The organism is Mucilaginibacter sediminis, assembly GCF_051903035.1.
GTDB lineage: Bacteria > Bacteroidota > Bacteroidia > Sphingobacteriales > Sphingobacteriaceae > Mucilaginibacter.
Window position 1 is genome coordinate 946613 of sequence record NZ_CP170602.1, and the last position, 25906, is coordinate 972518.

Below are 25906 nucleotides of genomic sequence, written 5' to 3' on the forward strand. Positions count from 1 at the left end.
TGTTAATTATTTCAAATAAGCCTACTTTGCATTCATGAATGCAGAACAAGCAAGATTAAAGGATGCAACCTGGAAAAAGTGGGGCCCCTATGTGAGCGACCGCCAATGGGGTACTGTTAGGGAAGATTACAGTGCCAATGGTGATGCCTGGAACTTTATAACTCATGATATGGCCCGTAGCAAAGCCTATCGCTGGGGCGAGGAGGGTATAGCGGGCATCTGCGACCGTCAGCAAAACCTTTGTTTCGCGATATCTCTCTGGAATAAAAAAGACCCCATCATCAAAGAACGCTACTTCGGACTGAGTAACCCCGAGGGAAACCACGGCGAGGATGTAAAAGAATTATACTATTACCTGGATAGTACGCCAACGCACTCGTACATGAAAACCTTGTACAAGTACCCGCAAAATGAGTTTCCCTACGCCTGGCTGGTTAACGAAAATAAGCGGCGTACACGCAACGATCCTGAGTTTGAGCTGATGGATACCGGCATTTTTGATAACAACGAATATTTTGATGTTTTTACTGAATACGCCAAGAATGACCCAAATGATATCCTCGTAAAAATTACCGTCTATAACCGATCCGATAAAGATGCTGCATTAAATGTAATGCCTACACTATGGTTCCGTAATACCTGGAGCTGGGGTATTGATGATTACAAACCGCAAATTTCGGCCCATGGTAACGGCGTAACCGGCATATTTCATGAAGATCTTGGACAGCTTTGGTTGCATACGGAGGGCAATCCGGCGGTAATGTTTTGCGATAATGAAACCAATATGCAGCGGCTATACAATTTCGACAGTGGCCAAAAATACCATAAAGACGGGATTAACGATTACATAGTTCATGGGGCCGACACTATCAACCCAAAGAAAACCGGTACAAAGGCAGCTGTTAATTATGATATAAATATTGCCGCCCGGCAAGGTGTTACTATTAGGCTCAGGCTTTCGCCGGATGCCAATTATAGTTTTGAAGACTTTGACAACATATTTAGCGTACGTTTAACAGAAGCCGACCAGTTTTACGCCGATATTTATAGTAATAAAGACGATGCCGACAAATGCCTTATTCAGCGGCAGGCTTTTGCCGGGATGCTCTGGAATAAGCAATTTTATTATTCCGACATTCGGCAGTGGCTCAACGGCGATCCTTCTCAGCCGGAGCCACCTGCCCAGCGTGAAAATGCCCGCAACAGCAAATGGAAACATTTAAATACCAAGGATGTCATATCGATGCCCGATAAATGGGAATATCCCTGGTTTGCCGCCTGGGACCTAGCCTTCCATTGCCTGCCGTTGGCGACGATAGATATGACATTCGCAAAAAATCAGTTGATACTACTCACCCGCGATTGGTATATGCATCCCAATGGGCAATTACCGGCCTATGAATGGGATTTTAGTGATGTAAACCCGCCGGTGCACGCTATGGCCGTTTGGAATATTTATAAAACCGATAAGGCAGCCAATAATGGAAAGGGCGACACGTACTTTTTAGAAAGGATTTTTCATAAACTCATGCTCAATTTTACCTGGTGGGTAAACCGTAAGGATGAAGCCGGTAACAATATCTTTGAGGGGGGCTTCCTTGGTATGGATAATATCGGTGTTTTCGACAGAAATACCCGTCTGCCATCCGGGCAACACCTGGAACAGGCCGACGGTACAAGCTGGATGGCAATGTACTCACTTAATCTGTTACGAATTGCAACCGAGCTTGCCGAAACCGATAAAGCATACCAGGATATAGCTTCGAAGTTTTTTGAGCACTTTATTTATATCGTGGGGGCCATGTCAAACTTTGGCGAAAGCAATGAAGGACTTTGGGATGATGAGGATGGTTTTTTTTATGACCAGATCCGTTTCCCGGATGATGGCTCTGTAAAAATGAGGGTAAGAAGCATCGTAGGCCTGATACCGTTATTTGCAACCGAAGTTTTGGATGAAGCAGATATAGCCGACAGCCCTATATTTAAAGAACGGATGAAATGGTTTGCCGAAAAACGGCCGGATTTGGCTTCCTTAGTTTCGCGCTGGAACGAGGCAAGTAATAATGGCAAGCATCTTATCAGTTTGTTGCGTGGGTACAGAATGAAATCACTGCTGAAATATATGCTGGATGAAAATGAATTTTTAAGTGATTATGGCATCCGCTCATTGTCAAAATATCACCTGGATCATCCTTATAAAATAGCGGTTAACGGAGTGGATTTTGGCATCGCCTACACACCTGGCGAAAGCGACAGCGGCCTTTTTGGTGGTAACAGTAACTGGCGTGGCCCGATCTGGATGCCGATTAATTACCTTATTATTGATAGCCTTCAGCGTTTTTATAAATATTACGGCGATGATTTTAAAGTGGAATGCCCCACCGGATCGGGTAATTTCATGAACCTGTCCGAAGTAGCCAATGAACTATACAGCAGGGTTTCTAAACTGTTTTTACCCGATGATAAAGGGTACAGGCCATTATTTGGCGCAAATCACAAAATGCAAACTGATCCGCATTTTAAGGACCATGTACTGTTTTACGAATATTTTGACGGTGATACAGGTAGGGGTTTGGGGGCTTCTCATCAAACCGGCTGGACAGGGTTGATAGCTAATTGTTTGTATAAATAGGCACCTGCTGATGACAGCGCTTTACGAGCGCCAAAATCAAATGTAAATGCCGCATAAAAGCATTTAATTGGGTTAACATAACTTAACATATTTTGAATAAAATATGATATAAGCATTTGGTAGCCAATTATTTGTATTTTATCATGGTTAACATAAAACTCACGTTTTGGGCAAATTAAAGGCAGCCCATTTGTGTGCCTGTTGGCCAAAACAGTTGCTGAAGGTTTGGGTTTTTAACCAGGATCAGGCAGTAAAAGCAAGGTGTCATTTGATGCTTTTATCTCCCCGACATCATAAGCTTGTGCCTGCCTGGAGATGATTATATGAGTTAATGTGTAAAAAAGACACAATAAGTTTTAATTTGCTGATAATTATTATTTAGATTTACTGTACCACTTAAAACTAAATTATCAGCATGAATTACAACAGGAGAAAATTTATCCAAAGTACCGGGGCTTTGATGCTTGGCGGTATGGCCTTATCCGGCAAAGCTGCTTCCTTATTAAGTAATATGGCTGCTCCGCATGCCATTGGTTTACAGCTATTCACTTTTTTTGGTGTTATTGACGAGGATGTAAAAGGCACGCTGACCAAAATAGCAGCCCTTGGCTTTAAAGACATGGAATCGGCCTTTAGCAAAAAAGGGGGCTACTATGGTATGACACCCAAAGAGTTTAAAGCCATGGTAAATGACCTGGGCATGAACTGGACGTCGCACCACGTGTTAGGCGCACCATTTAAACTTCCTCCCGGAACAAAATTGCCAAACGGCGCCGATGGCAAACCGATGGTTATACCTCCAATGAAAAACCTGCGCGATAATATGCAGGAGTTGGTTGATGATGCAGCCGCAGGTGGTGTTAAATACCTGGTTTGCGCCAATTCGCCAACTGCTACGCTCGAAGAAATCAAATCGACCATAGAAGTATTGAACAAAACAGGGGAGGCCGCCAAAAAGGTAGGTATCCAATTTGCCTATCATAATCATGATATGGAGTTTCATGCCGTTGACGGCAAGGTTCCTTATGATCTTTTATTGAGCGAAACCGACCCCCGGAATGTGAAAATGGAGCTGGACCTGGCCTGGGCTGTTAAAGGCGGAAAAGACCCGGTTGAAATGTTTAAACAACATCCCGGCCGTTTCCCGCTTTGGCACGTAAAAGATCTGGATACCGAGCGTAAAACCATATTACCCGTAGGCAGCGGCACAATCGACTTTAAACCAATCTTCGCAGCCGCAAAATCAGCCGGCATGAAACATTTCTTCGTTGAACACGATGGCCCGAAAGATCCGCTGGCAAGCATTACCAGCAGTATAGGGTATTTGAAAAATACGCTGAAGGTTTAATTGGTTCATTAGTTCACTGGTTCATTAGTTCATTGGTCTGGTCTGAAGGTTAGTCATCAGTCCGGTTGCCGAAAGACTTCCGAAGTTTCTAAAACTTCGGAAGTCTGATGCCGTCGACAACTTTTGCCCGCTATGCCCGCGTTCCAATGAACCAATGAACCAATGAACCAATGAACCAATGAACCAATGAACCAATGAACCAATGAACCAATGAACCAATGAACCAATGAACCAATGAACCAATGAACCAATGAACCAATGAACCAATGAACCAATGAACCAATGAACCAATGAACCAATGAACCAATGAACCAATGAACCAATGAACTAACGGGTTAACAATTCCATAACATACGTCAATTTTGATATTCGCCCCGCAATAAGTATCTTATGGCGGCAAATCAAAACGTATGGCAACCCCCCCGGCAGAGCAATTAAAGAGAGTTTTAAAACCAGTCCATTTATGGGCGATAGCTGTAGGGCTTGTCATCTCTGGTGAATACTTCGGCTGGAATTTTGGGTGGGATGTTGCCGGTACAATCGGGATGCTTATAGCCACTGTGGTTATAACGGTGATGTATATCACGTTCATTTTCAGTTACACAGAACTTACCACGGCAATTCCGCATGCAGGCGGGGCCTTTGCTTATGGCTACAGGGCCATGGGCCCATTTGGTGGCTTAATAGCTGGTTATGCCACGCTTATCGATTTTCTTTTTGCATCGCCGGCAATAGCAATTTCGTTAGGGAGTTACCTCCATTTTTTATACCCGGAAATCCCGGTTATGCACTCGGCCCTGGTATTTAATGCCGCATTTTTGTTGCTTAATGGTTTGGGGGTAAAAGAATCTGCCGCATTTTCGGTATTCATTACCATTTTGGCGGTTGCCGAATTGGTTTTGTATTTAGGTATAGTTTCGCCTCATTTTAAAATGAGTAACTACATGAGTAACCCAATGCCCTTTGGCTGGGGAGGTGTGTTTGCCGCTCTTCCGTTCGCGATATGGTTTTACCTTGCCATAGAAGGCGTGGCCATGGTTGCCGAAGAAGTTAAAGACCCACGAAAAGATATCCCCAAAGGTTACATTAGCGCTCTGGCAACATTGGTAGCATTGGCATTAGGCGTAATGGTTGTTACTGGCGGGATAACCGATTGGCGTAAACTAAGTACCTTAGATTACCCCTTGCCCGAAGCAATAGGTATAGTGCTGGGCAAGGCAAGCGGCTTAACCAAAATATTTGCCAGCATCGGCTTATTTGGGCTGATAGCTTCGCTTCATGGCACTATTCTGGCATCGTCAAGGCAGGTATTTGCAATGGCCAGGAGCGGTTATCTGCCAAAAGGATTAGATAACCTAAACCACCGCTTTAAAACCCCGCATTGGGCGTTGGTGGTGGCCGGGGCCGTTAGTTTTATAGCCATTTATATTGGTACCCATACCAAGAATGGTACTTCGCAAATCCTGGTACTGTCTGTATTAGGGGCAGTTGTTATGTACATTATGTGCATGGTGAGCTTGTTCATCCTGCGGAAAAAGGAGCCAAAGCTTCCACGACCATTTAAAGCACCTGTGTATCCGTGGTTTCCGGGTATAGCGCTGCTTATAACAATAATAAGTTTATTTGCCATTATGTGGTTTAATTTTACGGTGAGCATTATATTTTTTGCAGGCCTGCTCCTGATCAGTATTATATTTATTCTTATGGGTAAACACAAAGTAGCCCTTACAGATGAAATGATGGCAACGCCTGATCTGTAGATGAACAACGGCACTCCGCAAAGCACCAATGAACTAATGAACCAGTGAACTAATGAACAAAAATGCCATACCGCCACACCATACGACATAAGGTTTACAAGTTTCAGGATTTGAAAACTTTGTTGGGCAAGGCATCGCCCTACCGGTCGGGCGATGAGTTGGCTGGTGTATGCGCGGGCAGTTATGAGGAACGGGTTGCCGCGCAAATAACCCTGGCCGATGTGCCGCTCAAAACATTTTTAAATGAGGTTATTGTGCCTTATGAAGAGGATGAAGTAACCCGTTTAATTATTGATAGTCATGATGTTAAGTCATTTAACCAAATAAGCCATTTAACTGTTGGCGAATTACGCGACTGGCTGTTAAGCGACGAAACAGATACCCAAACCCTAACGGAGATTGCCGATGGATTAACGCCCGAAATGGTTGCAGCGGTATCTAAACTAATGCGTAACCAGGATTTGATTGCAGTAGCAAAAAAATGTAGGGTAGTCACCCGGTTTCGTAATACGATTGGGTTAAGCGGACATTTTAGTACCCGTTTACAGCCAAATCATCCAACAGACGATCCCAGAGGCGTGGCTGCCAGTATTATCGATGGCCTGCTGCATGGCAGTGGCGATGCTACCATTGGTATAAACCCGGCGACCGATAGCCCCGCTGCGGTGAGTAGTTTACTAAGGCTTATGGATAATATCAGGCAACAGTTTAATATCCCCACGCAAACCTGTGTATTAAGCCATATTACTACCACTTTGCAACTGATTAATGAAGGTGCCCCAGTGGATCTTTGCTTTCAATCCATAGCCGGTACCGAAAAAGCGAATACAAGTTTTGGTATCAGCCTCAATTTAATTGAAGAGGCTTACCAGGCAACGCTATCACTTAACCGTGGCACGGTGGGCAATAATGTGATGTACTTTGAAACGGGACAGGGGAGCGCCCTATCTGCCAATGCCAATTTTGGCGTCGACCAGCAAACCTGCGAGGTAAGGGCGTATGCTGTGGCACGGAAGTTTAAACCCCTGTTGGTGAATACCGTTGTTGGCTTTATCGGGCCTGAATATTTATATGATGGCAAGCAAATAATTCGCGCAGCATTAGAAGACCATTTTTGCGGTAAGCTGCTTGGTTTGCCCATGGGCTGCGATGTTTGCTACACCAACCATGCCGAGGCAGATCAGGATGACATGGATAACCTGCTAACCCTGTTGGGCGTGGCGGGTTGTAACTTTGTTATGGGCATACCGGGTGCTGATGATATTATGCTTAATTACCAGTCTACATCATTTCACGACGCCCTATATTTGCGCAAAGTACTTAATTTAAAACCAGCACCTGAATTTGAACAATGGTTAATAAGGCAAGGAATTATCGATAGTAAAGGCAATATGATACCTATCGATCCGACGCATGGGTTGTTAGGAGCGATGGTTTAATATAAGGTGAAAGGCTAAAGGTAAAAGGCAAAAAGAACCGGGTAAAGGACAATCCAAAAACCTGCCGTTTTCTTTGATATAGAAACATGAAAAGAAACATCCCCCACGAGATAGAGCCTTTGAAGGCCTTGCAGGAGTTTACTACTGCCCGCATAGCTATTGGCCGTGTAGGTACAAGTATCCCGCTGAAACAATCTCTTGATTTTAAACTGGCCCATGCCCACGCCCGCGATGCTGTTTATTCCGAATTGAATATCAGTCACTTAACAGATGTATTTAAACAATTTAATTTGCCCATTCTGCAGCTGCACAGCCGGGTAACCCACCGCCGGCAGTACCTGCAACGCCCGGATTTTGGCCGCAAACTGAATGAAGCTTCGTTAAACCAACTGGAAGATTATTTTATCCAAACCGATATCGCCATCATTATAGCCGACGGACTTTCGGCAACTGCCGTAAATGAAAATACATTTGGACTGCTAAAAGAACTCATCCCGCTGTTACTGGCCGCTGGTTTTAAGTTTGCGCCAATAAGCCTGGTTGAACAGGGCAGGGTAGCCATCGGCGATGATATTGGCTATAACCTTAAAGCGCAATTATCTCTGATGCTTATTGGCGAAAGGCCTGGATTAAGCTCGGCAGATAGTTTAGGAGCGTACCTGACTTACGCCCCTAAACCAGGGTTAACAGACGAATCCCGAAACTGCGTTTCAAACATCCGCCCCAAAGGCTTATCCCATAAAAAAGCCGCCAAAAAGATCTTTTACCTTATCAGCGAGGCCTTTAAACGCAAGTTATCGGGTGTAGATTTAAAGGACAATGCCGGATTATTAAGCTGAAAGCCGAAGGCTTAAAGCAGAAAGCATCCCCATTAAAAAGCTTTTAGCTTTAAGCCTTCAGCTTTGAGCTACTTTTTCGCCGGATTATTAAGCAGAAAGCAGAAAGCCGAAGGCCAAAAGCAGAAAACATCTCCATTAAAAAGCTGTTAGCTTTAAGCCTTCAGCTTTTAGCTACTTCTTCTCCGGTCTTTTTTCAATTGTGCCGTTAAAGGAAATAGGATCGCGGTTGGTGCTGATCACCTGTAATGAAGCATAACCATCCGAGCTAATGTTCAAGTACATGGATTGCACATCCCTTGAATCACTGATATTTTTTACCGTTGGTTTGATGGTGATATTCCAGCCATCCTTTTTGCCGGGTTTAGCTACGTAAGTAAACTTGGTGGTAGTAAATTTAATCCCGCCCTCGGTCGATCCGTATGCCGGCGCTACAGTGGCCACACCAAAGTAGGGCAGGTAAGCGATGATAGTATCCTTGGCAACAGTTAGGTCGTAGCTTGAAGTGAGCGCCCTGCTGTTTAAGCGCGTTGGGTTTACATAGTTGGCGTTAAATACAAAGTTTTGGGCCTCAACAATGGCCTTTATTTCGGCAACGTGGGCCGCTTTTTTTCTTTACGGGTAGTTTGAGCGTTAACAATAGCTGTGCCCATCAATACCATCGCTATCAATAACGAAAATCTCTTTAATGGTTTCATATCCAAATGATTTAATATTTATGACAAGGATGCAGTTGTAAGGTTTATTCCATATCAAATTTAAATAATATTTAAACAAAAAAGCCACCTGTTTTTGCAGGTGGCTTTAGTATTACTTAAGCAGATCGCTTAGATCAAATTAACACTTCGGTTTACAAACTCGGTAAGTTCGGCGCCGGTTAATAATCCTTGCGAAAGCAGGGCCAGGTCAAATGCCTGTTTTGATAACTGGGCCTGTATTTCTTCATTTTCTTCCTGTAAAATGCGGGTTATCAACTTGTGGTTGCCGTTAACAATTACCTTGTAATTATCGGGCATATTGCCATAAAAGCCCATGCCGCCACCCATAGCTGCCATGTCTTTCATACGGCGCATAAACTCATCCATGGTAACAGTTACCGGTAATTCATCCGGGTTAAGACTCTCTAATTGAACGCTATATGCCGGCTTGTTAATGGCTTTGTTGAAGATATCTTTAACCTTTGTTGATTGCTCATCGGTTAAAACTGATTCAGGCGCTTCGTCTTTCTTTATCAGTTTATCGGCCACATCAGCATCAACGCGTTTCAACGAAGTTTTTTCCAGTTTTTGCTCCAACTGGCTAATGAAGTGGTTATCAATAGGCGAGTTCATCACCAATACATCATAACCTTTTTTGTTGGCCGATTGGATAAACGAATCCTGCTTAGCCGGATCGTTGGTGTAAATGTAAACCAGCTGACCGTCTTTATCGGTTTGGATGGCTTCAACTTTTTCTTTGTATTCCGGTAAAGTAAAGTTTTCTTTTTTGGTGTTACTTACCAAAACAAAATCTTTGGCTTTATCATAAAACTTATCTTCGCTTACCATACCGTATTTTACAAACAGGCCAATGTCGGTCCATTTTTCTTCGTAAGCTTTACGGTCGGCTTTAAACAGTTCTGACAATTTATCAGCTACTTTTTTGGTAATGTAGCTGTTTATCTTTTTAACGTTGCTATCGGCCTGTAAAAAGCTGCGCGAAACGTTCAAAGGAATATCCGGCGAATCAATTACACCATGTAACAGCATCAAAAACTCAGGCACTATATCCTTCACTTCGTCGGTAATAAATACCTGGCGGCTAAATAATTTGATCTTGTTTTTCGAGATCTCAAAATCGTTTTTCAGCTTAGGGAAATACAATACACCGGTAAGGTTGAAAGGATAATCAACATTCAGGTGGATCCAGAATAACGGGTCTTCGCTGAAAGGGTAAAGCTGTTTGTAAAAGTCAAGATAATCCTGGTCTTTTAATTCAGATGGCGCTTTTGTCCAGATAGGGTTAGTATCGTTAATGATATTATCTTCCTGAACATCAATATATTTAGGTTTTCCTTCTTCGTCAACACCATCCTCAACAGATTCGGTTTTGGTGCCAAATTTAATAGGCACAGGTAAAAATTTACAGTATTTGTCAAGGATTTCCTGCAATTTGTATTTGCTCAAAAACTCTTCCGATTCGCTGTTGATGTACAAGGTAATCTCGGTACCGCGCTCGGCCAAAACGCCTTCGCCAATTTCAAATTCGGTGCTGCCATCGCAAACCCAGTAAGCTGGCTCTGCACCTTCCTGGTAGCTAAGTGTTTGTATTTCAACCTTGTCGGCAACCATAAAGGCCGAGTAAAAACCTAAACCAAAGCGGCCGATGATCTCATTGGCATCCTTAGCTTCCTTGAATTTCTCCATAAACTCAGTAGCACCCGAAAATGCTATCTGGTTGATGTATTTTTTTATTTCTTCAGCGGTCATACCCAAACCATTGTCGGATATGGTGATGGTTTTCTTAACCTCGTCAAATGCAACTTCAACGCGCAGATCGCCAAGTTCGCCGCTATATTGGCCTAAAGAAGCCAGGCGTTTTATTTTTTGGGTAGCATCTACAGCGTTAGATACCAGCTCGCGCAAAAATATCTCATTATCAGAGTAAAGAAATTTCTTAATTATCGGAAAAATGTTTTCGGTGTGGATTGAAATGCTGCCTTTTTCTTGCATAATATTGATATATAAATGGATTAATATTAATTTCTACCTGCAACCATCAATGCATGTTCCAAAGCAGGCTAAGTTGTCAAATTGGCAGACTAATAATTTACCCGAATGTAAACCGGCTTCCGGCAATGCGGATGCGACGCAATAGATACTGGCTACAATGCCAATAACGGTATTTAGGGTGATTAACCTGAGCTGTGATAAAGCGGTAAGACCAAATAACGACCAGTTTTAAATATTGTCCAAAAACGTTTTCAAAACTGCATTTAACGCCTGAACGGTATCCTGATCTGTAACATTGCCCTCCCCATCCATTTTCGACCTGATAAAAGATATATTCAGCTTTGCGCCGTCGGCAACTCGCGCGTTTAGGGCGCCCAGGATCAATAGCATGGCGGCGTGGGCTGCTTCGCCGCCTAAGGAGGCGGTGATAAGGGCTACCGGCTTTTCGGAGAATGAGCCGCTGGATACCGTCCAGTCCAGCATGTTTTTAAGCTGGCCGGGTACGCCGAAAGCATATTCGGGTGTGCAAATGATAACACCATCGACCTGCTTTAACAGTTCCCTTAATTCAAAAACGGGTTCGGGCGGGTAATCATCGTCGTTGCCAGGGTCAAAGGGAGGTATAAGGGCCAAATCGTTGTAAATGCTGTAATCAACATCCGAAGGTACCAGGGCACCTAAGTGTTTCAGGATATTATGATTTGTTGAACCGGCCCTGAGGCTGCCGGGAATGGCCAGGATGTGTTTCATGGTAAATTGTTATTTGTTCGAGCCTAACCAAACTTACGAAGTTTTTAAAACTTCGTAAGTTTCCATCGTAATCAGGTTCAATTCTTTTTATGTTCTGGGAGGGCCGAACAAACAATAAAAATAAAATTCAAGCTAAAATGGTTTAGCAAATGACTTCGGGCTTTAAATGATAGTAAATACCTATATTAATCTACAATCCCTGACTGCTAAACCGATAACCGACGACATGCCGGGAAGATGCCTGTGAGGACACAGGCATCGGGAAAAAGCATTTATTTCCTGTCATGCTGAGTGGTAAAATTTCGCGAAATTCTGAAGGGAGAATGACATAGTTAAAAGGGCTGTCATGGTGAGCCTGTCGAACCATAGCGGGCAAAGGCCTCTCCGCGCGACCTTTCGACAGGCTAAGGGTGACAGGCCTGCGCACCTCGAAAGTGTAACATGTCATGAGTAGGTACGAAGCATTTACCAGCGAACTTTTCCGGCGGTTATATATGGTGGCGAATAGATTCTTCGTACCTTATAATGACGTGTTTGTAAGTTGCTGATTGTTAGTATAAAATATCCGTCATTGCGAGGTACGAAGCAATCCCCGACGTGCTAAGTCCCACATAGTTTGGGATTGCTTCGTACCTCGCAATGACGATTCTATTGTATTTTTGTTCATGACGTCATCACTGTTTTTTTCAGGGGCAACCCTGGTGGTTACTCAGAATGACAGATTTTTTGTTCTTTTGATAATCAATCCTGCAATTCAAAAGTTCCCCCTTCAGGGGGCGGAGGGGGCTTTACGGTACAAACTGCAATATAAATGATGATCCTTTGCCCTCGGTAGATAATACCTGGATGTTGCCTTTGTGCAGCAGCATGATTTGTTTACACAAACTCAGCCCGATACCGCTGCCGGTTTTTTTGGTGCTGAAGAAGGGGATAAAAATTTTATCCAGCAGCTCGTGCGGCATACCCATACCGTTATCGGTTATTTTAACCAGGGTTTTACTGTTGTTTTGGGCCTCGGCAGATAGGGTGATGCGGGGTTCATCGCGGTCTTTAACGGCTTCAATGGCATTTACCAGCAGGTTAATCATTACCTGCTCTATCAGGTTTATATCGGCCTCAATGGCCAGGGCAGGGTCGCGCAGGATAATTTCCAGTTCGATGTTCTTTTTGGATAGCGTTGGCTTCATCAGGCTGTTCAGGTTCTCGAACAGGTTGCGTACCAGTATCCTGTCGCGCTCCAGCTTGGTTATCTTGTTCAGGCTGCGGTAGCTTTCGGTAAACTTCAGCAAGCCGTCGCTGCGGCGTTTAATGGTATCTATACCCAGCTCCAGGTCCTCCAGTTCGGTAGCCTCCATCGTTTCAGTAATTTCGGGGCTTTGCAGCCGGTTTTTCAAGGTATCTGCCAATGACGAAATTGGGGCAACCGAGTTCATAATCTCATGCGTCATCACGTTCAGTAATTTCGACCATGCTTTTGATTCCGTTTCGTCCAGCGCTTCGCTCACGTTTTGAAAAGCCAGTAGTTTATACAACTTATCGTCGCTGCGCATCATGCTGGATGTTATTAAAATTTTTACCATCTGCTGGTTACGGATAATGCTGATGATATTGCTTTCCCCGGGTTTTAGCTTAAGTAACTCATGGTAAAGCGCCGGCTCCCGTTTTTCGAGCGATTGGATAGTTTTAAGGTAGGGGATGCTGAGTAATTTTTTAAAAGCCTCATTTATCCAGCTGATGGTGCCGGTATCTTCCTCGTACGATAGGATGCCCGTATCTACCAGTTCCAGTATCTTTTGCAGGTAATGGTATTGTGTTTCGCGTTCGCGGCTTATTAATTTAAAAGTGGTATTGATATCGTTAAAGCCCTTGCGTAACGGCTTTAATTCGTTTGGGGCTTTGCGCACATCAAAATGACGCGAGAAATCGCGGTAGTGTATAGATTCGACAAACTGGTTTACCTCGTCCTGCGCTTTTTTCTGAAAGCGTATCATCTCTATCACAGCGTAAATTACCAGGGGGACGAATATCACCAGGTATAGCGGCTGGCCTTTAACCGTTACATAAGCGGCGGCAGTAAGTGCCAGGAATAACAAAAACACACGCAGCAATAGCCGCCATTCGTAACGGTTAAATATCATATTTGCTTAATCTGCGGTACAGGGCAGTACGGGTTAATCCCAATTCTTTGGCGGCACGGGTAATGTTGCCATTATGCTTTTCAATAACTTTTAAAATAGCATTCTTCTCCAGTGTGCTCAACTGAATGTTATCATCATTGATGTTGTTGTCCGTTTGCGTTTCCAGTATTGAAAAGATAAGGTCATCGGGCCTCAGCGTACTGTCGTCGGCCATAATAACTGCGCGTTCAATAGTATATTGCAGCTCGCGTACATTACCGGGGTAATTGTATGATTTTAATTTTGTTAAAGCCGGGCCATCAAAATCAACGGCAGCCTTAAGGTACTTGCCGGCATACAATTTGGCAAAATGCCTGGCCAAAATCACAATATCTTCGCTGCGGCGGCGTAAGGGTGGCATATTAATTTCTACGGTGTTTATCCGGTAAATTAAATCCTTCCTGAAACGGTTTTCATTCGCCAGTTCGCTCATCGGTACATTGGTGGCACATATCAGCCTGATATCTACATCAACCGCCTTATTGGTCCCTAACCGGGTTACTTGCCGGTTTTGCAGTATGGTTAGTAATTTAGCCTGTTGCTGTAAGCTAATGTTGCCAATCTCGTCTAAAAACAGTGTACCGCCATCGGCATCTTCAAAACGACCGGCGCGGTCTTCCCGCGCGTCGGTAAAAGCGCCTTTTTTGTGGCCAAATAATTCGCTTTCAAACAAGGTATCGGTAAGGGCGCCTACATCAACTTTAATAAAAGGCTTATCGGCGCGTAATGAGCGCTCGTGAATGGCTTTGGCCATCAAATCTTTACCTGTGCCGTTTTCGCCCAACAGCAAAATATTGGCGTCGGTAGGGGCTATTTTATTTACTTTATGGAAAATATCCTGCATCACTTCCGATTCGCCCAATATCGATGTATCCCCGGCCGTATTTTTCGCAGGTGCTTTGGTGGCTTTGGCGCCACCTTCTTTTTTATCCAATAGCTCTTTTATAGTGCCTATCAGCTTTTCGTTATGCCATGGTTTTACCACAAAGTCGTCGGCGCCTTCTTTTAATGAGCGTACGGCCAGGTCAATATCGCCATAGGCGGTTATCATAATTACACAAACGTTGGGCTTCCAGTCTTTTACTTTACGCAGCCAGTACAAACCCTCGTTGCCGGTGTTAATGGCGCTGTTAAAGTTCATATCAAGCAAAACCAGGTCAACCTCGTTGCGTTGCAGCAGCCAGTTCAGGTTTTCGGGATTCTTCTCGGTTATCACCTCGCCGGCCTGGGTTTTTAACAGCAGCTTTACGGCAGTTAGTACATCCGGGTCGTCATCAACAATAAGAATAGTAGCTTTTTTTAGTATCATGTTTTTAGGTTCATAGTTGATAGTTCATGGTTCATGGCCCTATTTTGTTGATTGTTATATGACAGACGCCTGTTAAACAGTAAATGTTACAGTACCGGCAGTTGCTAATCTTAGCCATGAACCATTAACTATGATCCATGTACCAGTTGCAACAAACCTCCTGCCATTAACCATCAATAATGAACCATGAAGCAAACAAAACTTTCTGCAAATTAATAATTGCATACTTAAGTTTTATACGGCCGGCAAAAAATGATGAGCGGTAAGTTGTGAATGGTGAGTTGTGAGGTATATTTGTTATGATTGACAATGGCTTGTAGTGTTGAGATTTGTTCTGTCGGGAAGGTAAGGTATAACGGAGAATGGGCGAAAAGCAATGCATTTGCGGCTGGCTTGAAGAAATACCTACTGGTTTTGTGCTCATTTCGGCGGGTACCTCCAGGGAAAGGCAATTTAAAATAAACAGAAACGGCGCATTGAAAGAATGTATAAATTCTATTTAATTGAAAATTAACCACCCACTCACCACTCACAATTCACTACTCGCGCACACTGTATCATTACCGTACACTTGATGTAACAGAAGCGTACGCCCTAAATACGTAATATGTATTTAATGTATTGAAAAACAGTGTTTTAATTTGTGGCATGTGTTTTTGTAACCATTATTCAAAATATCATAAACTACAGTGGACAGAAAAATTGAGAAAAAGACCTGGAACAGCAAGCGAATATTAACTATTGCTGGTATTGCAGGCATAATTTTATTAATAGGGGGCAGTATTTATTTTACATCGGGCAAAAGCAAATTGGATGTTGATACAGAGCGCATAACTATCAGTACTATAACAAAAGGCCCGTTCCAGGAGTTTATACCTGTTAACGGTACCGTGATGCCATTGACCACCATTTTTCTTGACGCAACAGAAGGCGGCGAGGTTGAAGAGCGTTATGTTGACGATGGCGCCATGCTTAAAAAAGGCGATCCGATACTAAAACTAAGCAACGTTGACGAAGAACTTAACCTTGCTACCCAGGAGTCGGCAGTTTTTGCAGAGCAAACCCAGATGCAAATTTCACATAACAATGCCAACCAGGCTACTATTAACAAATTAAACACCATGGCCGATGTTGAGAACGCATTCAAAGAAGCCAAAAGGATATATGAGTTGGATAAAAGGCTTTACGATCAAAAAGCGATTGGATTGCAGGAGTATCAATCGGCAAAAAATAGCTATGATTACCAGGTAAACCGCCGCAAACTGGCTATCCAGATTTTGAAGCAGGATACATCGTTGGTTAAACAACAGGATCAGCAATCACAGGAACACTACGCTCAAATGAAGGCTGCGCTGGCGCTGATGCGTAAAAAGGTAGCCAGCCTTACTCTAAGGGCACCTATTGACGGCCAGCTCACTAACCTTGATGCCGAAGTTGGTCAAAGCAAAACCAAAGGTGTACGTTTAGGACAGATTGACGTACAATCGGGCTTTAAAGTACGGGTTGATATAGATGAACATTACTTATCACGCGTGTTTCCGGGTTTGAAAGGCGATTTTCAGTTTGCCGAAAAAACATATAACATGATAATTAAAAAGGTTTTTACAACTGTAACGGCCGGCAGATTCCAGGTTGACATGCAATTTGTGGGCGAAGTGCCTAAAGGGATTCGCAAGGGGCAAACGCTGCAGGTTAGGTTGGCGCTGAGCGATGAAACCACAGCTGTACTTGTGCCTAAAGGCGGCTTTTTCCAGCAAACCGGTGGCAATTGGATATTTAAAGTAGCAGAAGACGGTAAGCGAGCTTATAAAGTAAACATTCAGCTTGGCCGCCAAAGCCCTGACTATTTTGTGGTAACCGATGGTTTAAACCCTGGCGATAAGGTAATTACATCGAGCTATGAAACTTATGGCGACATACAGGAACTTGTGCTCAAAAAATAGATATTTTGCTCATGCTATTGCAACGAAATACTGATGCTAAACGTCATATAAACAGATAATTAATTTAATAAATAATAATATAAACCAAATCAAACAAACATCGTCGGCCGAAAGGCAGATGATTCAGGAGGGGCAAATGATAAAAATTACTAATCTCGAAAAATTTTACCGCACAGAAGAGGTAGAGACCATAGCCTTAAACAAGCTATCAATTGAAATTGCAACAGGCGAGTTTGTGGCCATAATGGGCCCGTCTGGCTGTGGTAAATCAACATTGTTAAATATCCTGGGAATGTTGGACGACCCGGATGAAGGCAGCTACGTTTTTAACGATATTGAAGTAGCTCATTTTACCGAGCGTAAACGTGCCGACCTGCGCAAGCACAACATCGGCTTTGTTTTCCAGAGTTTTAATCTTATTGACGAGTTAACCGTGTTTGAAAACGTTGAATTACCGTTAATTTACACCGGTGTGCCATCGGCCGAGCGTGTTAAAAGGGTAGAAGAGGTGCTGGATAAAATGCAGATTATGCACCGCCGCAACCACTATCCACAACAGTTATCGGGCGGTCAGCAACAACGTGTGGCCATTGCCCGCGCGGTTGTAAACAAACCAAAACTGATCCTTGCGGATGAGCCTACCGGTAACCTGGATAGTACCAATGGTAATGATGTAATGGAACTGTTAACCGACCTGAACGAGCAGGGTACAACCATCATCATGGTTACACACTCTGAGCATGATGCCCGTTACAGCCACCGGATTATAAGGTTACTTGACGGCCAGGCCGTTGTAGAAAACATTATGGTATAAAACCAAAGTGTCGTCTGCCCCAATAAAAAGATAGTTTATATAAGTTAATGTTGTTAAAAGCTAACCTCTCCGCGATGGAGGGGTAAGCTTGTTTTGCCCCTAATCGTTCACTGGTTCTTGGTGGGATAATTTTAGATTTTGTAGCTATGACTTAACGCCAGCTATGGCGGCTACTCATGAGCCCATAAGTAAACCACCCAATCAAAACTAATGAACAAGCGAACCCATAAACCACCAGATACTACCAATGAATTAATGAACCAAAAGTGAGCCTATTAATATGATCAGGAACTACATTAAAATTGCATGCAGAAGCCTTTGGAGACACAAAGGCTCTTCGATTTTTGCTGTGCTGGCCATATGTATTTCATGCATGGGCTTATTTGGTTTGGCATCATACAGCACCATACAGCGTACCCGCGAAATTGGTATTCGCAAAGTATTTGGTGCTTCTGTAACCGGCATAGTAAATATGTTGTCTATTGAGTTTTTACAGCTGGTAATCATCTCATCGCTAATAGCATTTCCGCTGGCATGGTTTGCAATGAACAAATGGCTGCAAGACTTTGCATACCGCATAGCTATAGGTTGGTGGGTTTTTGCATTGGCAGGAGTAATAGCGCTTGTAATTGCATTTGCTACGGTTAGCTTTCAGGCGGTTAAAGCCGCGATTGCCAACCCGGTAGATAGTTTGAGAAGTGAATGATCTTGGTTCATTGATGGGTGGGAGTAAAATTGCACCACCTTGGGCCATTATTTCACATAACCAACCCAATGAACCGCCATACAAAACCAATGAATTAATGAAAAAGTGAACTAACACGGTGTACTCAAGAATTAATTATGATAAGAAACTACATAAAAACCGCCATTCGTGGCCTGCGTAAGAACAAGGGTTTCACGGCTATAAATATATTGGGCCTGGCTTTGGGTTTGGCCACTTGCTTACTTATTGTGTTGTACGTAGCCGACGAGCTGAGTTACGACAGGTACAACAAAAAAGCCGGCCGTATTTACCGGGTTAATGAGGACCTAAAACTGGGCGATAACAGCGTAAAGTATGCGGTTTGCATGGCGCCGCTGGCTAAAACCTTGATTGCCGAATATCCTTATGTTGAGAATGCCACGCGCATAAAAAACGCCGGCTCCTCGCATGTTAAAAAAGGCACGCTGAACATGGTTGAAAACAGGGTGGCATTTGCTGACCCTTCTTTGTTTAGCGTGTTTACATTCCCTATGATCAATGGCAACGCGGCTTCGGCGCTTGTTGAGCCCAACAGCGTAGTAATTACCGAAACCACCGCCCAAAAATATTTTAACAGCAGCAATGTAGTTGGTAAAACACTGCTGTTTAATGATAATACCCTTTGTAAAGTAACCGGGGTAATTAAAGATGTACCCAAACAGTCGCATTTCAATTTCGACTTTTTTATCTCGATGTCGTCCTTCCCCGACAGTAAATCGACAGAGTGGCTGCGCAGCGATTATAATACCTATGTATTATTAAAAGACAAATCATACGCCAAACAATTAGAGGCCGCTTTCCCGGCGTTATTAGAGAAATTCAGCGGTGCTCAAATGAAATCTGAGTTAAACATGTCTTACGCCGAGTTTGAAAAACGGGGCAGCTTTTTCAGGTTGAATTTAATTCCACTCACAGATATTCACCTCAAATCAAATATCTCCGGCGAATTAGGTTCAAACGGTACTACGCAGTATGTTTATATATTTTTGCTGATAGCGGTATTTATACTGCTGATAGCTTGTGTAAACTTCATGAACCTGTCAACAGCCCGTTCATCAAACCGCGCCCGCGAGGTAGGGGTACGCAAGGTTTTAGGATCGGCGCGTAAGCACTTGATAGCTCAGTTTTTAACCGAGTCGGTGTTGGTAACTGTAATAGCTACTGTGCTTGCTTTTATTATTGCGTTGTTTTTATTGCCGGTGTTTAATCAATTATCGGGTAAAGTGCTTGCCATCAATGCGGCTTCATTAAACTGGATGCTACCACTGCTGCTATTGGTTGCATTGGTTGTAGGTATACTTTCCGGCTCGTACCCGGCATTTTATCTGTCGGCATTTCAACCTGTTGATGTGTTGAAGGGCAAGCTGGCAACCGGCTTTAAGGGAGGCAGGCTTCGCAGTTTTTTTGTTGTGTTCCAGTTTTCCATATCCATATTTTTAATTATCGGTACGCTGGTTATTTATAATCAGCTTAATTATATTCAAACCAAAAACCTGGGCTATAACCGTAACCAGGTACTTATCATAAAAAATGTTTACGAACTTAATAACCAGGCTAAAATATTTAAGCAAAAGGTAAAGGAACTACCCGGTGTTATTAACGCTACCATGACTGGCTTTGTACCAACATCGGGTTGGAAAAGTACTGCCATTTATTACAGGGACGCCACCTTAAACGAAAAAACCTCCATGTTTCCGCAAAGCTGGCAGGTTGATGAAGATTATTTGCCTACCCTGGATATGAAAATAGCCGCCGGGCGTAATTTTTCAAGAAATATGCCTACAGATTCGGACGGGGTTGTTATCAACGAAGCTGCGGCTAAGTTCCTGGGTTTTAAAGAGCCGGTAAATAGTGTTATCTACCGGTCGATGGCCAGCCAGCACGACCTGAAACACATGAAGCAATACCGTATTTTAGGCGTAGTAAAAGACTTTAATTTCAATTCCCTGCACGAGAATGTAAGCCCTGTGATATTGACCCTTGCCGATAATAACGGTGGCCTTAGTGTACGAGTTCAAACTAATAACTTGCCAACGCTGATGGCGCAAATCAATGCCGCCTGGAAAGAGCTGAACCCCAATATCCAGATCGACTACTCTTTTATGGATCAGGATTTTGACGCCTCGTACCGTACGGAGCAGCGCACCGGGCAAATCTTTATGGTATTTACCACCCTGGCCATCGTGATAGCTTGTTTAGGGCTTTTTGGTTTAGCAGCCTACGCTGCCGAGCAACGTACCAAGGAAATAGGCATCCGTAAAGTATTAGGGGCGAGTGTTGCCGCTATAACGGGGATGCTCTCGGTCGACTTTATAAAACTTGTGGGCATATCCATTTTAATAGCCTCGCCTATAGCCTGGTACCTCATGAATCTTTGGCTGCGCGATTTTGCCTACCGTATAAGTATTCAGTGGTGGGTATTGGTTGTAGCTGCTGCGGGTGCATTGATCATTGCTATAATAACGGTAAGTTTTCAATCCATTAAGGCGGCGATTGCCAACCCGGTAGATAGTTTAAAGAATGAGTGACCTTGGGTCATTTAAATGGAGTATCAATTTAGGTTAGCGTTTGAATTTTAGGATTTGGAAATTGCGATTTGGAGTTTAGCGTTTAAAATTTAATACCAGAATCATGATTAAAAGCTATGTAACTATTGCCTTCAGGAACATCCGGCGTAACCTTAGTTATGCTTTCCTGAACGTTTTTGGGCTTACTTTGGGTGTGGCCGCTTGTTTGGTGATCTTCCTTGTTGTTAGGAATGAGCTGGGCTTTGACGGCTACAATAGCAAGGCGAGCCGCACTTACCGGGTAACTTTAAACGGAATCGACTTTAACTCCAACGTTTCTATGGCGATAATTCCGGCTATGCGGATTGATTTTCCAGAGCTGGAGCAAACCACGCAGCTTTTTTACCTGCCCGACGCGATGATTAAGATAGGCGAAAACCGGTTTAAAGAAAAGAACATAGTTTTTGGCGATGGGCAAACTCCGATGGTCTTTGATTACCAATGGCTGGCCGGCGATCCTAAAACCGCGCTTTCGCAACCCAATAGTGTAGTACTTACCGAGACCGCCGCCAAAAAATATTTCGGCAACAGCGAAGCTATGGGGAAAAATATCAACTTCGAAAATCAGTTTGATATTAAAGTAGCAGGCATTATTAAAGATTTGCCACCCAATTCAAGCACGCCAACATCGTTGCTGATCTCGCTCAAAACCATCGAACAGAAGTTAAAAGGCGCCATGGGTAATTTCTGGTCTATCCCGGGCGGTAGCTATGCCTATATCGTGATCCCTAAAAAGTATTCCATCCATCAATTGGAAAGCAAAATACCCGCTTTTATTAAAAAGAACTGGGGTGCCGATATTGCCAAAGCAGCTCATTTGCCGCTGCAGCCATTAAAAGATGTTCATTTCGATCAGCGTTATATTAATAACATTATCACACCAACCTCAAAAGATACGTATTACGCGCTGATAGGGGTTGCTTTGCTTATTATCATTACCGCCTGTATCAATTTCGTTAACCTTGCCACGGCTCAGGCTATCAGGCGGGCTAAAGAGGTTGGGGTACGTAAAGTGTTAGGCGCTACCAAATCGCAGCTAATAAGGCAATTTATGGGCGAAACTACTGTCCTGGTTTTACTATCGGTAATTTTAGGCGTATTGGTATCAGCTTTTTTCCTTGCCCGGGCGGGCGAATGGATGTCGATAACTATTGATCCCAAACAGCTGTTACAACCCGAAGTTATGACCTGGATAGCGGGAATAACCTTCCTGGTAATCCTGCTGGCTGGTTTATACCCATCATTTGTGCAATCGGCATTTCAGCCGGTTGAATCATTAAAAAGCCAGGCGGGCATACCGGCAAAAGGCTTAACCTTACGTAAAGGCCTGGTTATAGCGCAGTTTGCCATCTCGCAGATATTAATTGTTGGCACCTTGATAGTTGCCCATCAAATGGACTTTTTTAAAAACCAGGACCTTGGATTTAATAAGGAAGCTGTTATTACGGTTAGTATCCCGACAAAAGAGAAACGGGATGTATTTAAACAGCAACTGATGACAAATCCCGGTATCAAAGATCTCAGCTTCTCTAACGGCGGACCTGTATATAATAATTCTTTCACCAGTTTTCAGTCGCCCGAGCTTGGACTTACCAAAGATGATGTTACCGAGATGAAATTTGTTGATGAAAAATATATCGACATGTTTCAGCTGCACATGCTGGCCGGTCAAAAAATCTGGAAAAAAGATGATAAAGATACACTGAATAGCATCGTAATCAACGAAACTATGATGCATAAGCTGGGCATCCAGGATCCGCAACTTGCTTTGAACAAACACGTAAAGCTTAATGGCGATCAACAATCAACTATCGTGGGCGTAGTACAGGATTTCCAAAGCGAATCAAAACATAAAAAACGGAGGGCCTGCGTGTTGGAGTACAATTCGCGGGGCTTTTTCATGGCCAGCATACGGATTCAGCCCGCCGCAATGAATAAAACCATTGCTTTTATCGGCAAACAATGGCTTGGGCTTTTCCCTGATAATGTTTTCCAATACGAGTTTATGGACGAGCATATAGCCAATTTTTACAGGCAGGAACAAAAAGTTTACACAGCTTTTCAGCTATTCTCGTACATCGCTATACTTATTGGTTGTTTGGGCTTATATGGGCTGATAGCTTTTGCCGCATCGCAACGTACAAAAGAAGTTGGTATCCGCAAAGTTTTGGGTGCGCCCATATACAGTATTGTAGCCCTGTTTGGTAAAGAATTTATTTACCTGATAGCAATAGCCTTTTTTGTAGCCGCGCCGCTGGGTTACTATGTGATGCATAACTGGCTTCAAAATTTTGCATATCACATTAGCATCGGTCCGGGCATATTTTTCGTCGCTATAGTATCATCATTTATCATAGCCGCGGTAACCATTGCCTATCAGGCCATAAAGGCCGCGTTGGTTAACCCGGTGAACAGCTTAAGGAGTGAATAACTTTATACTTTTTGATGCAACGTTGTTAACAAAAGTTTCGTCTTTATATTATTCAAACTTATCCCGGTTGTATGTTTAAAAATTTTATAAAAATAGCCTGGCGCAATTTGCTGCGTAACAAATCATTTTCATTAATCAATATATCGGGCCTGGCTATAGGTATGGCCAGCGCGGCGCTTATCCTGTTCTGGATCCAGAATGAGCTGAGCTACGACCAGTTTCATCAAAACCGCGACAGGTTGTACCAGGCCTATAACCGTGCTGTATTTGATGGCAAACTGTGGTGCTGGGGAACCACACCCAAGATCATGTCGAAAACTTTGAAGCAGGATTACTCTGCTGTTGAACAAAGCTGCCGCACAACATCGGCCAATTTCTTGTTTACCCTTGGCGATAAACACCTGAACCTTAATGGTGATTTTACCGATCCTGATTTTTTGACCATGTTCAGCTTTCCGCTGGTGGCGGGCAATCCTAAAACAGCGCTCAATACCATTAACTCTATAGTTATTACGCAAAAACTGGCAAAAAAACTATTTGGCGAACAAGACGCTATGGGGAAAGTGGTACGTATTGACAGCGTTGACCATTTTACGGTGACAGGGGTAATGAAAGATTTGCCCAACAACACCCGTTTTGATTTTGAATACCTGATGCCCTGGAGCTACCTGAAAAAAACAGGTGGCGATGATGAATATTGGGGCAATAATTCGGTACAAACCTGGGTGCTTACTAAACCCAATGTAACCGAAGATCAGCTTAACAAGCAAGTCCTCAACATCACCAAATCGCACTCCGACCAAAAAGACCAGGAAGTGTTTATGCACCCCGCTGCCAAATGGCATTTATATTCCAAATTTGAAAACGGTAAAATAACCGGTGGCAAAATTGAATCGGTAAGGTTGTTTGCTGTTATTGCCGCATTCATTTTATTGATAGCCTGTATAAATTTCATGAACCTGAGCACAGCCCGGAGCGAAAAGCGCGCCCGCGAAGTTGGCATCATGAAAGCGATAGGTGCAAAAAAAGGCTCGATTATAACACAGTTTTTAGGCGAAAGTATCCTGATAGCTTTTATTGCGGGCGTAATAGCCATTGTTATTGTGCAAATCAGCATGTGGGGCTTTAACCAGTTAACCGATAAGCAATTGTTTGTGCCTTATGCCAGTGTTTATTTCTGGCTGGCGGGCTTAGGATTTGTTTTGTTTACCGGCGCAATTGCGGGTAGTTACCCGGCTTTCTTCCTGTCGTCATTTAAGCCGGTTAGCGTGTTAAAAGGGACGTTTAAAAATGTAGACGCCGTAATCAGTCCCCGCAAAATATTGGTGGTGGTGCAGTTTATATTCGCTATTTTTCTTATCATTTGTACCATTCTTATCCGCGATCAGATGCAGTACGCTCAAAACAGGGACCTTGGCTACAAAAAGGACAACCTGGTGTACACCATGATGTCGGGCAGTATCGATAAAAATTTTAAAATGATCCGCAATGAGCTGGTAAGCAGCGGGGCCGCGGTATCGGTCACCAAAACCAATTCGCCGGTTACCCAACGCTGGAGCGACAGCTGGGGTTTTGACTGGAAGGGAAAAGATCAAAGCCAGAAGATAGATTTTATTATGTACAACACCGATGGCGACTTTGTAAAAACAATGGGTTTAAAAATAGCCGCAGGCAGGGATATCGATGTAAATACTTACCCAACAGACTCAACAGCGATATTACTCAACGAAGCTGCTGTAAAAGTTGTTGGTTTTAAAGACCCGATAGGGCAGGTGATCAAGCGCGACAACCACAATTTGGTTATAGTAGGCGTGATTAAGGATTTTATTATCGAATCGCCATATCAGCCTGTTAAAGCCATGATTATCCAGGGGCCAAAATCATGGTTCAACGTGGTACACTTCAAGCTTAACCCCAATAACACCACAGCCCAAAACCTGAAACTTGCCGAAGGCGTTTTTAAGAAATATAATCCTGAATATCCCTTCGAGTATCATTTTGTGGATGACGAGTATGCTAAAAAATTCAGCGACGAGCAAAAAGTTGGAACCCTGGCCAGTTTGTTTGCCGGCTTAACCATCTTTATATCATGCCTCGGTTTATTTGGCTTGTCGGCCTATATGGCTCAAAACAGGCAAAAAGAGATTAGCGTACGCAAGGTGCTTGGCGCATCGGTATCAAACCTTACGGGCATGCTATCCAAAGAGTTTTTACTGCTGGTATTCATCGCCTTTGCCATTGCATCGCCAATTGCCTGGTGGGGCATGCACAAATGGCTGGAGGGCTATACCTACCGCATAACTATACAGGTATGGGTATTTATAATGGCAGGCGCCGGCACCGCCATAGTAGCGCTGCTAACCGTAAGCTTCCAATCGATCAAAGCCGCACTGGCCAACCCTATTAACAGTTTGCGGAACGAATAATATCGAGGCGAAAGGGAA

16 protein-coding genes are annotated in these 25906 nt (G+C 43.5%); 11 read left to right on the forward strand and 5 right to left on the reverse strand.

Annotation, left to right across the window (positions count from 1 at the left end):
• Window positions 1-34: 34 nt before the first annotated feature.
• The 5 genes from ACFGVS_RS03765 to eutC all read left to right on the forward strand — a co-directional run bounded on the left by ACFGVS_RS03765 (window position 35) and on the right by eutC (window position 8018).
• The gene (locus ACFGVS_RS03765; protein WP_439697524.1) at window positions 35-2632 is read left to right on the forward strand and encodes an MGH1-like glycoside hydrolase domain-containing protein; all 2598 of its coding nucleotides are present in this window, start codon (window positions 35-37) and stop codon (window positions 2630-2632) included.
• 415 nt (window positions 2633-3047) lie between these two features.
• Complete coding sequence (locus ACFGVS_RS03770) at window positions 3048-3980, forward strand: sugar phosphate isomerase/epimerase family protein (protein ID WP_274213461.1); 933 nt, start codon at window positions 3048-3050, stop codon at window positions 3978-3980.
• Between the two features lie 410 nt (window positions 3981-4390).
• A complete protein-coding gene (gene eat, locus ACFGVS_RS03775; protein ID WP_274213460.1) occupies window positions 4391-5740 on the forward strand; it encodes an ethanolamine permease in 1350 nt (449 codons plus the stop codon).
• A 62-nt stretch (window positions 5741-5802) separates the two neighbouring features.
• Window positions 5803-7179 (forward strand): ethanolamine ammonia-lyase subunit EutB, encoded by a 1377-nt coding sequence (locus ACFGVS_RS03780; RefSeq protein WP_439697525.1) that lies wholly within the window; start codon window positions 5803-5805, stop codon window positions 7177-7179.
• 86 nt (window positions 7180-7265) lie between these two features.
• Window positions 7266-8018: an ethanolamine ammonia-lyase subunit EutC gene (gene eutC / locus ACFGVS_RS03785; protein ID WP_439697526.1), complete on the forward strand. Its 753-nt coding sequence runs from the start codon at window positions 7266-7268 to the stop codon at window positions 8016-8018.
• Window positions 8019-8189: 171 nt separating this feature from the next.
• Here the strand turns inward: eutC and ACFGVS_RS03790 are convergent, their stop codons facing one another.
• From ACFGVS_RS03790 to ACFGVS_RS03810, 5 genes are all read right to left on the reverse strand, one after another.
• Complete coding sequence (locus ACFGVS_RS03790) at window positions 8190-8603, reverse strand: DUF4251 domain-containing protein (protein ID WP_439699232.1); 414 nt, start codon at window positions 8601-8603, stop codon at window positions 8190-8192.
• Window positions 8604-8842: 239 nt separating this feature from the next.
• Entirely contained in the window at window positions 8843-10726 is a 1884-nt protein-coding gene (gene htpG / locus ACFGVS_RS03795; protein WP_439697527.1) for a molecular chaperone HtpG, read from the reverse strand.
• Window positions 10727-10954: 228 nt separating this feature from the next.
• On the reverse strand, window positions 10955-11476 hold the full coding sequence (locus ACFGVS_RS03800) for an NADPH-dependent FMN reductase (protein WP_439697528.1): 522 nt from the start codon (window positions 11474-11476) through the stop codon (window positions 10955-10957).
• Between the two features lie 788 nt (window positions 11477-12264).
• The gene (locus tag ACFGVS_RS03805; protein ID WP_274213454.1) at window positions 12265-13614 is read right to left on the reverse strand and encodes a sensor histidine kinase; all 1350 of its coding nucleotides are present in this window, start codon (window positions 13612-13614) and stop codon (window positions 12265-12267) included.
• Window positions 13604-14962 (reverse strand): sigma-54-dependent transcriptional regulator, encoded by a 1359-nt coding sequence (locus tag ACFGVS_RS03810; RefSeq protein WP_274213453.1) that lies wholly within the window; start codon window positions 14960-14962, stop codon window positions 13604-13606. The genes ACFGVS_RS03805 and ACFGVS_RS03810 overlap by 11 nt, the downstream gene beginning before the upstream one ends.
• A gap of 689 nt (window positions 14963-15651) precedes the next feature.
• Between ACFGVS_RS03810 and ACFGVS_RS03815 the strand changes: the two genes are divergently transcribed.
• The 6 genes from ACFGVS_RS03815 to ACFGVS_RS03840 all read left to right on the forward strand — a co-directional run bounded on the left by ACFGVS_RS03815 (window position 15652) and on the right by ACFGVS_RS03840 (window position 25888).
• On the forward strand, window positions 15652-16905 hold the full coding sequence (locus ACFGVS_RS03815) for an efflux RND transporter periplasmic adaptor subunit (RefSeq protein WP_090652632.1): 1254 nt from the start codon (window positions 15652-15654) through the stop codon (window positions 16903-16905).
• 136 nt (window positions 16906-17041) lie between these two features.
• Complete coding sequence (locus ACFGVS_RS03820; RefSeq protein ID WP_090652755.1) at window positions 17042-17719, forward strand: ABC transporter ATP-binding protein; 678 nt, start codon at window positions 17042-17044, stop codon at window positions 17717-17719.
• 280 nt (window positions 17720-17999) lie between these two features.
• Complete coding sequence (locus ACFGVS_RS03825) at window positions 18000-18425, forward strand: ABC transporter permease (RefSeq protein WP_439697529.1); 426 nt, start codon at window positions 18000-18002, stop codon at window positions 18423-18425.
• Between the two features lie 137 nt (window positions 18426-18562).
• On the forward strand, window positions 18563-20992 hold the full coding sequence (locus ACFGVS_RS03830) for an ABC transporter permease (RefSeq protein ID WP_439697530.1): 2430 nt from the start codon (window positions 18563-18565) through the stop codon (window positions 20990-20992).
• Window positions 20993-21095: 103 nt separating this feature from the next.
• On the forward strand, window positions 21096-23462 hold the full coding sequence (locus ACFGVS_RS03835) for an ABC transporter permease (RefSeq protein WP_439697531.1): 2367 nt from the start codon (window positions 21096-21098) through the stop codon (window positions 23460-23462).
• Between the two features lie 71 nt (window positions 23463-23533).
• Window positions 23534-25888 (forward strand): ABC transporter permease, encoded by a 2355-nt coding sequence (locus ACFGVS_RS03840; protein ID WP_439697532.1) that lies wholly within the window; start codon window positions 23534-23536, stop codon window positions 25886-25888.
• Window positions 25889-25906 lie beyond the last annotated feature (18 nt).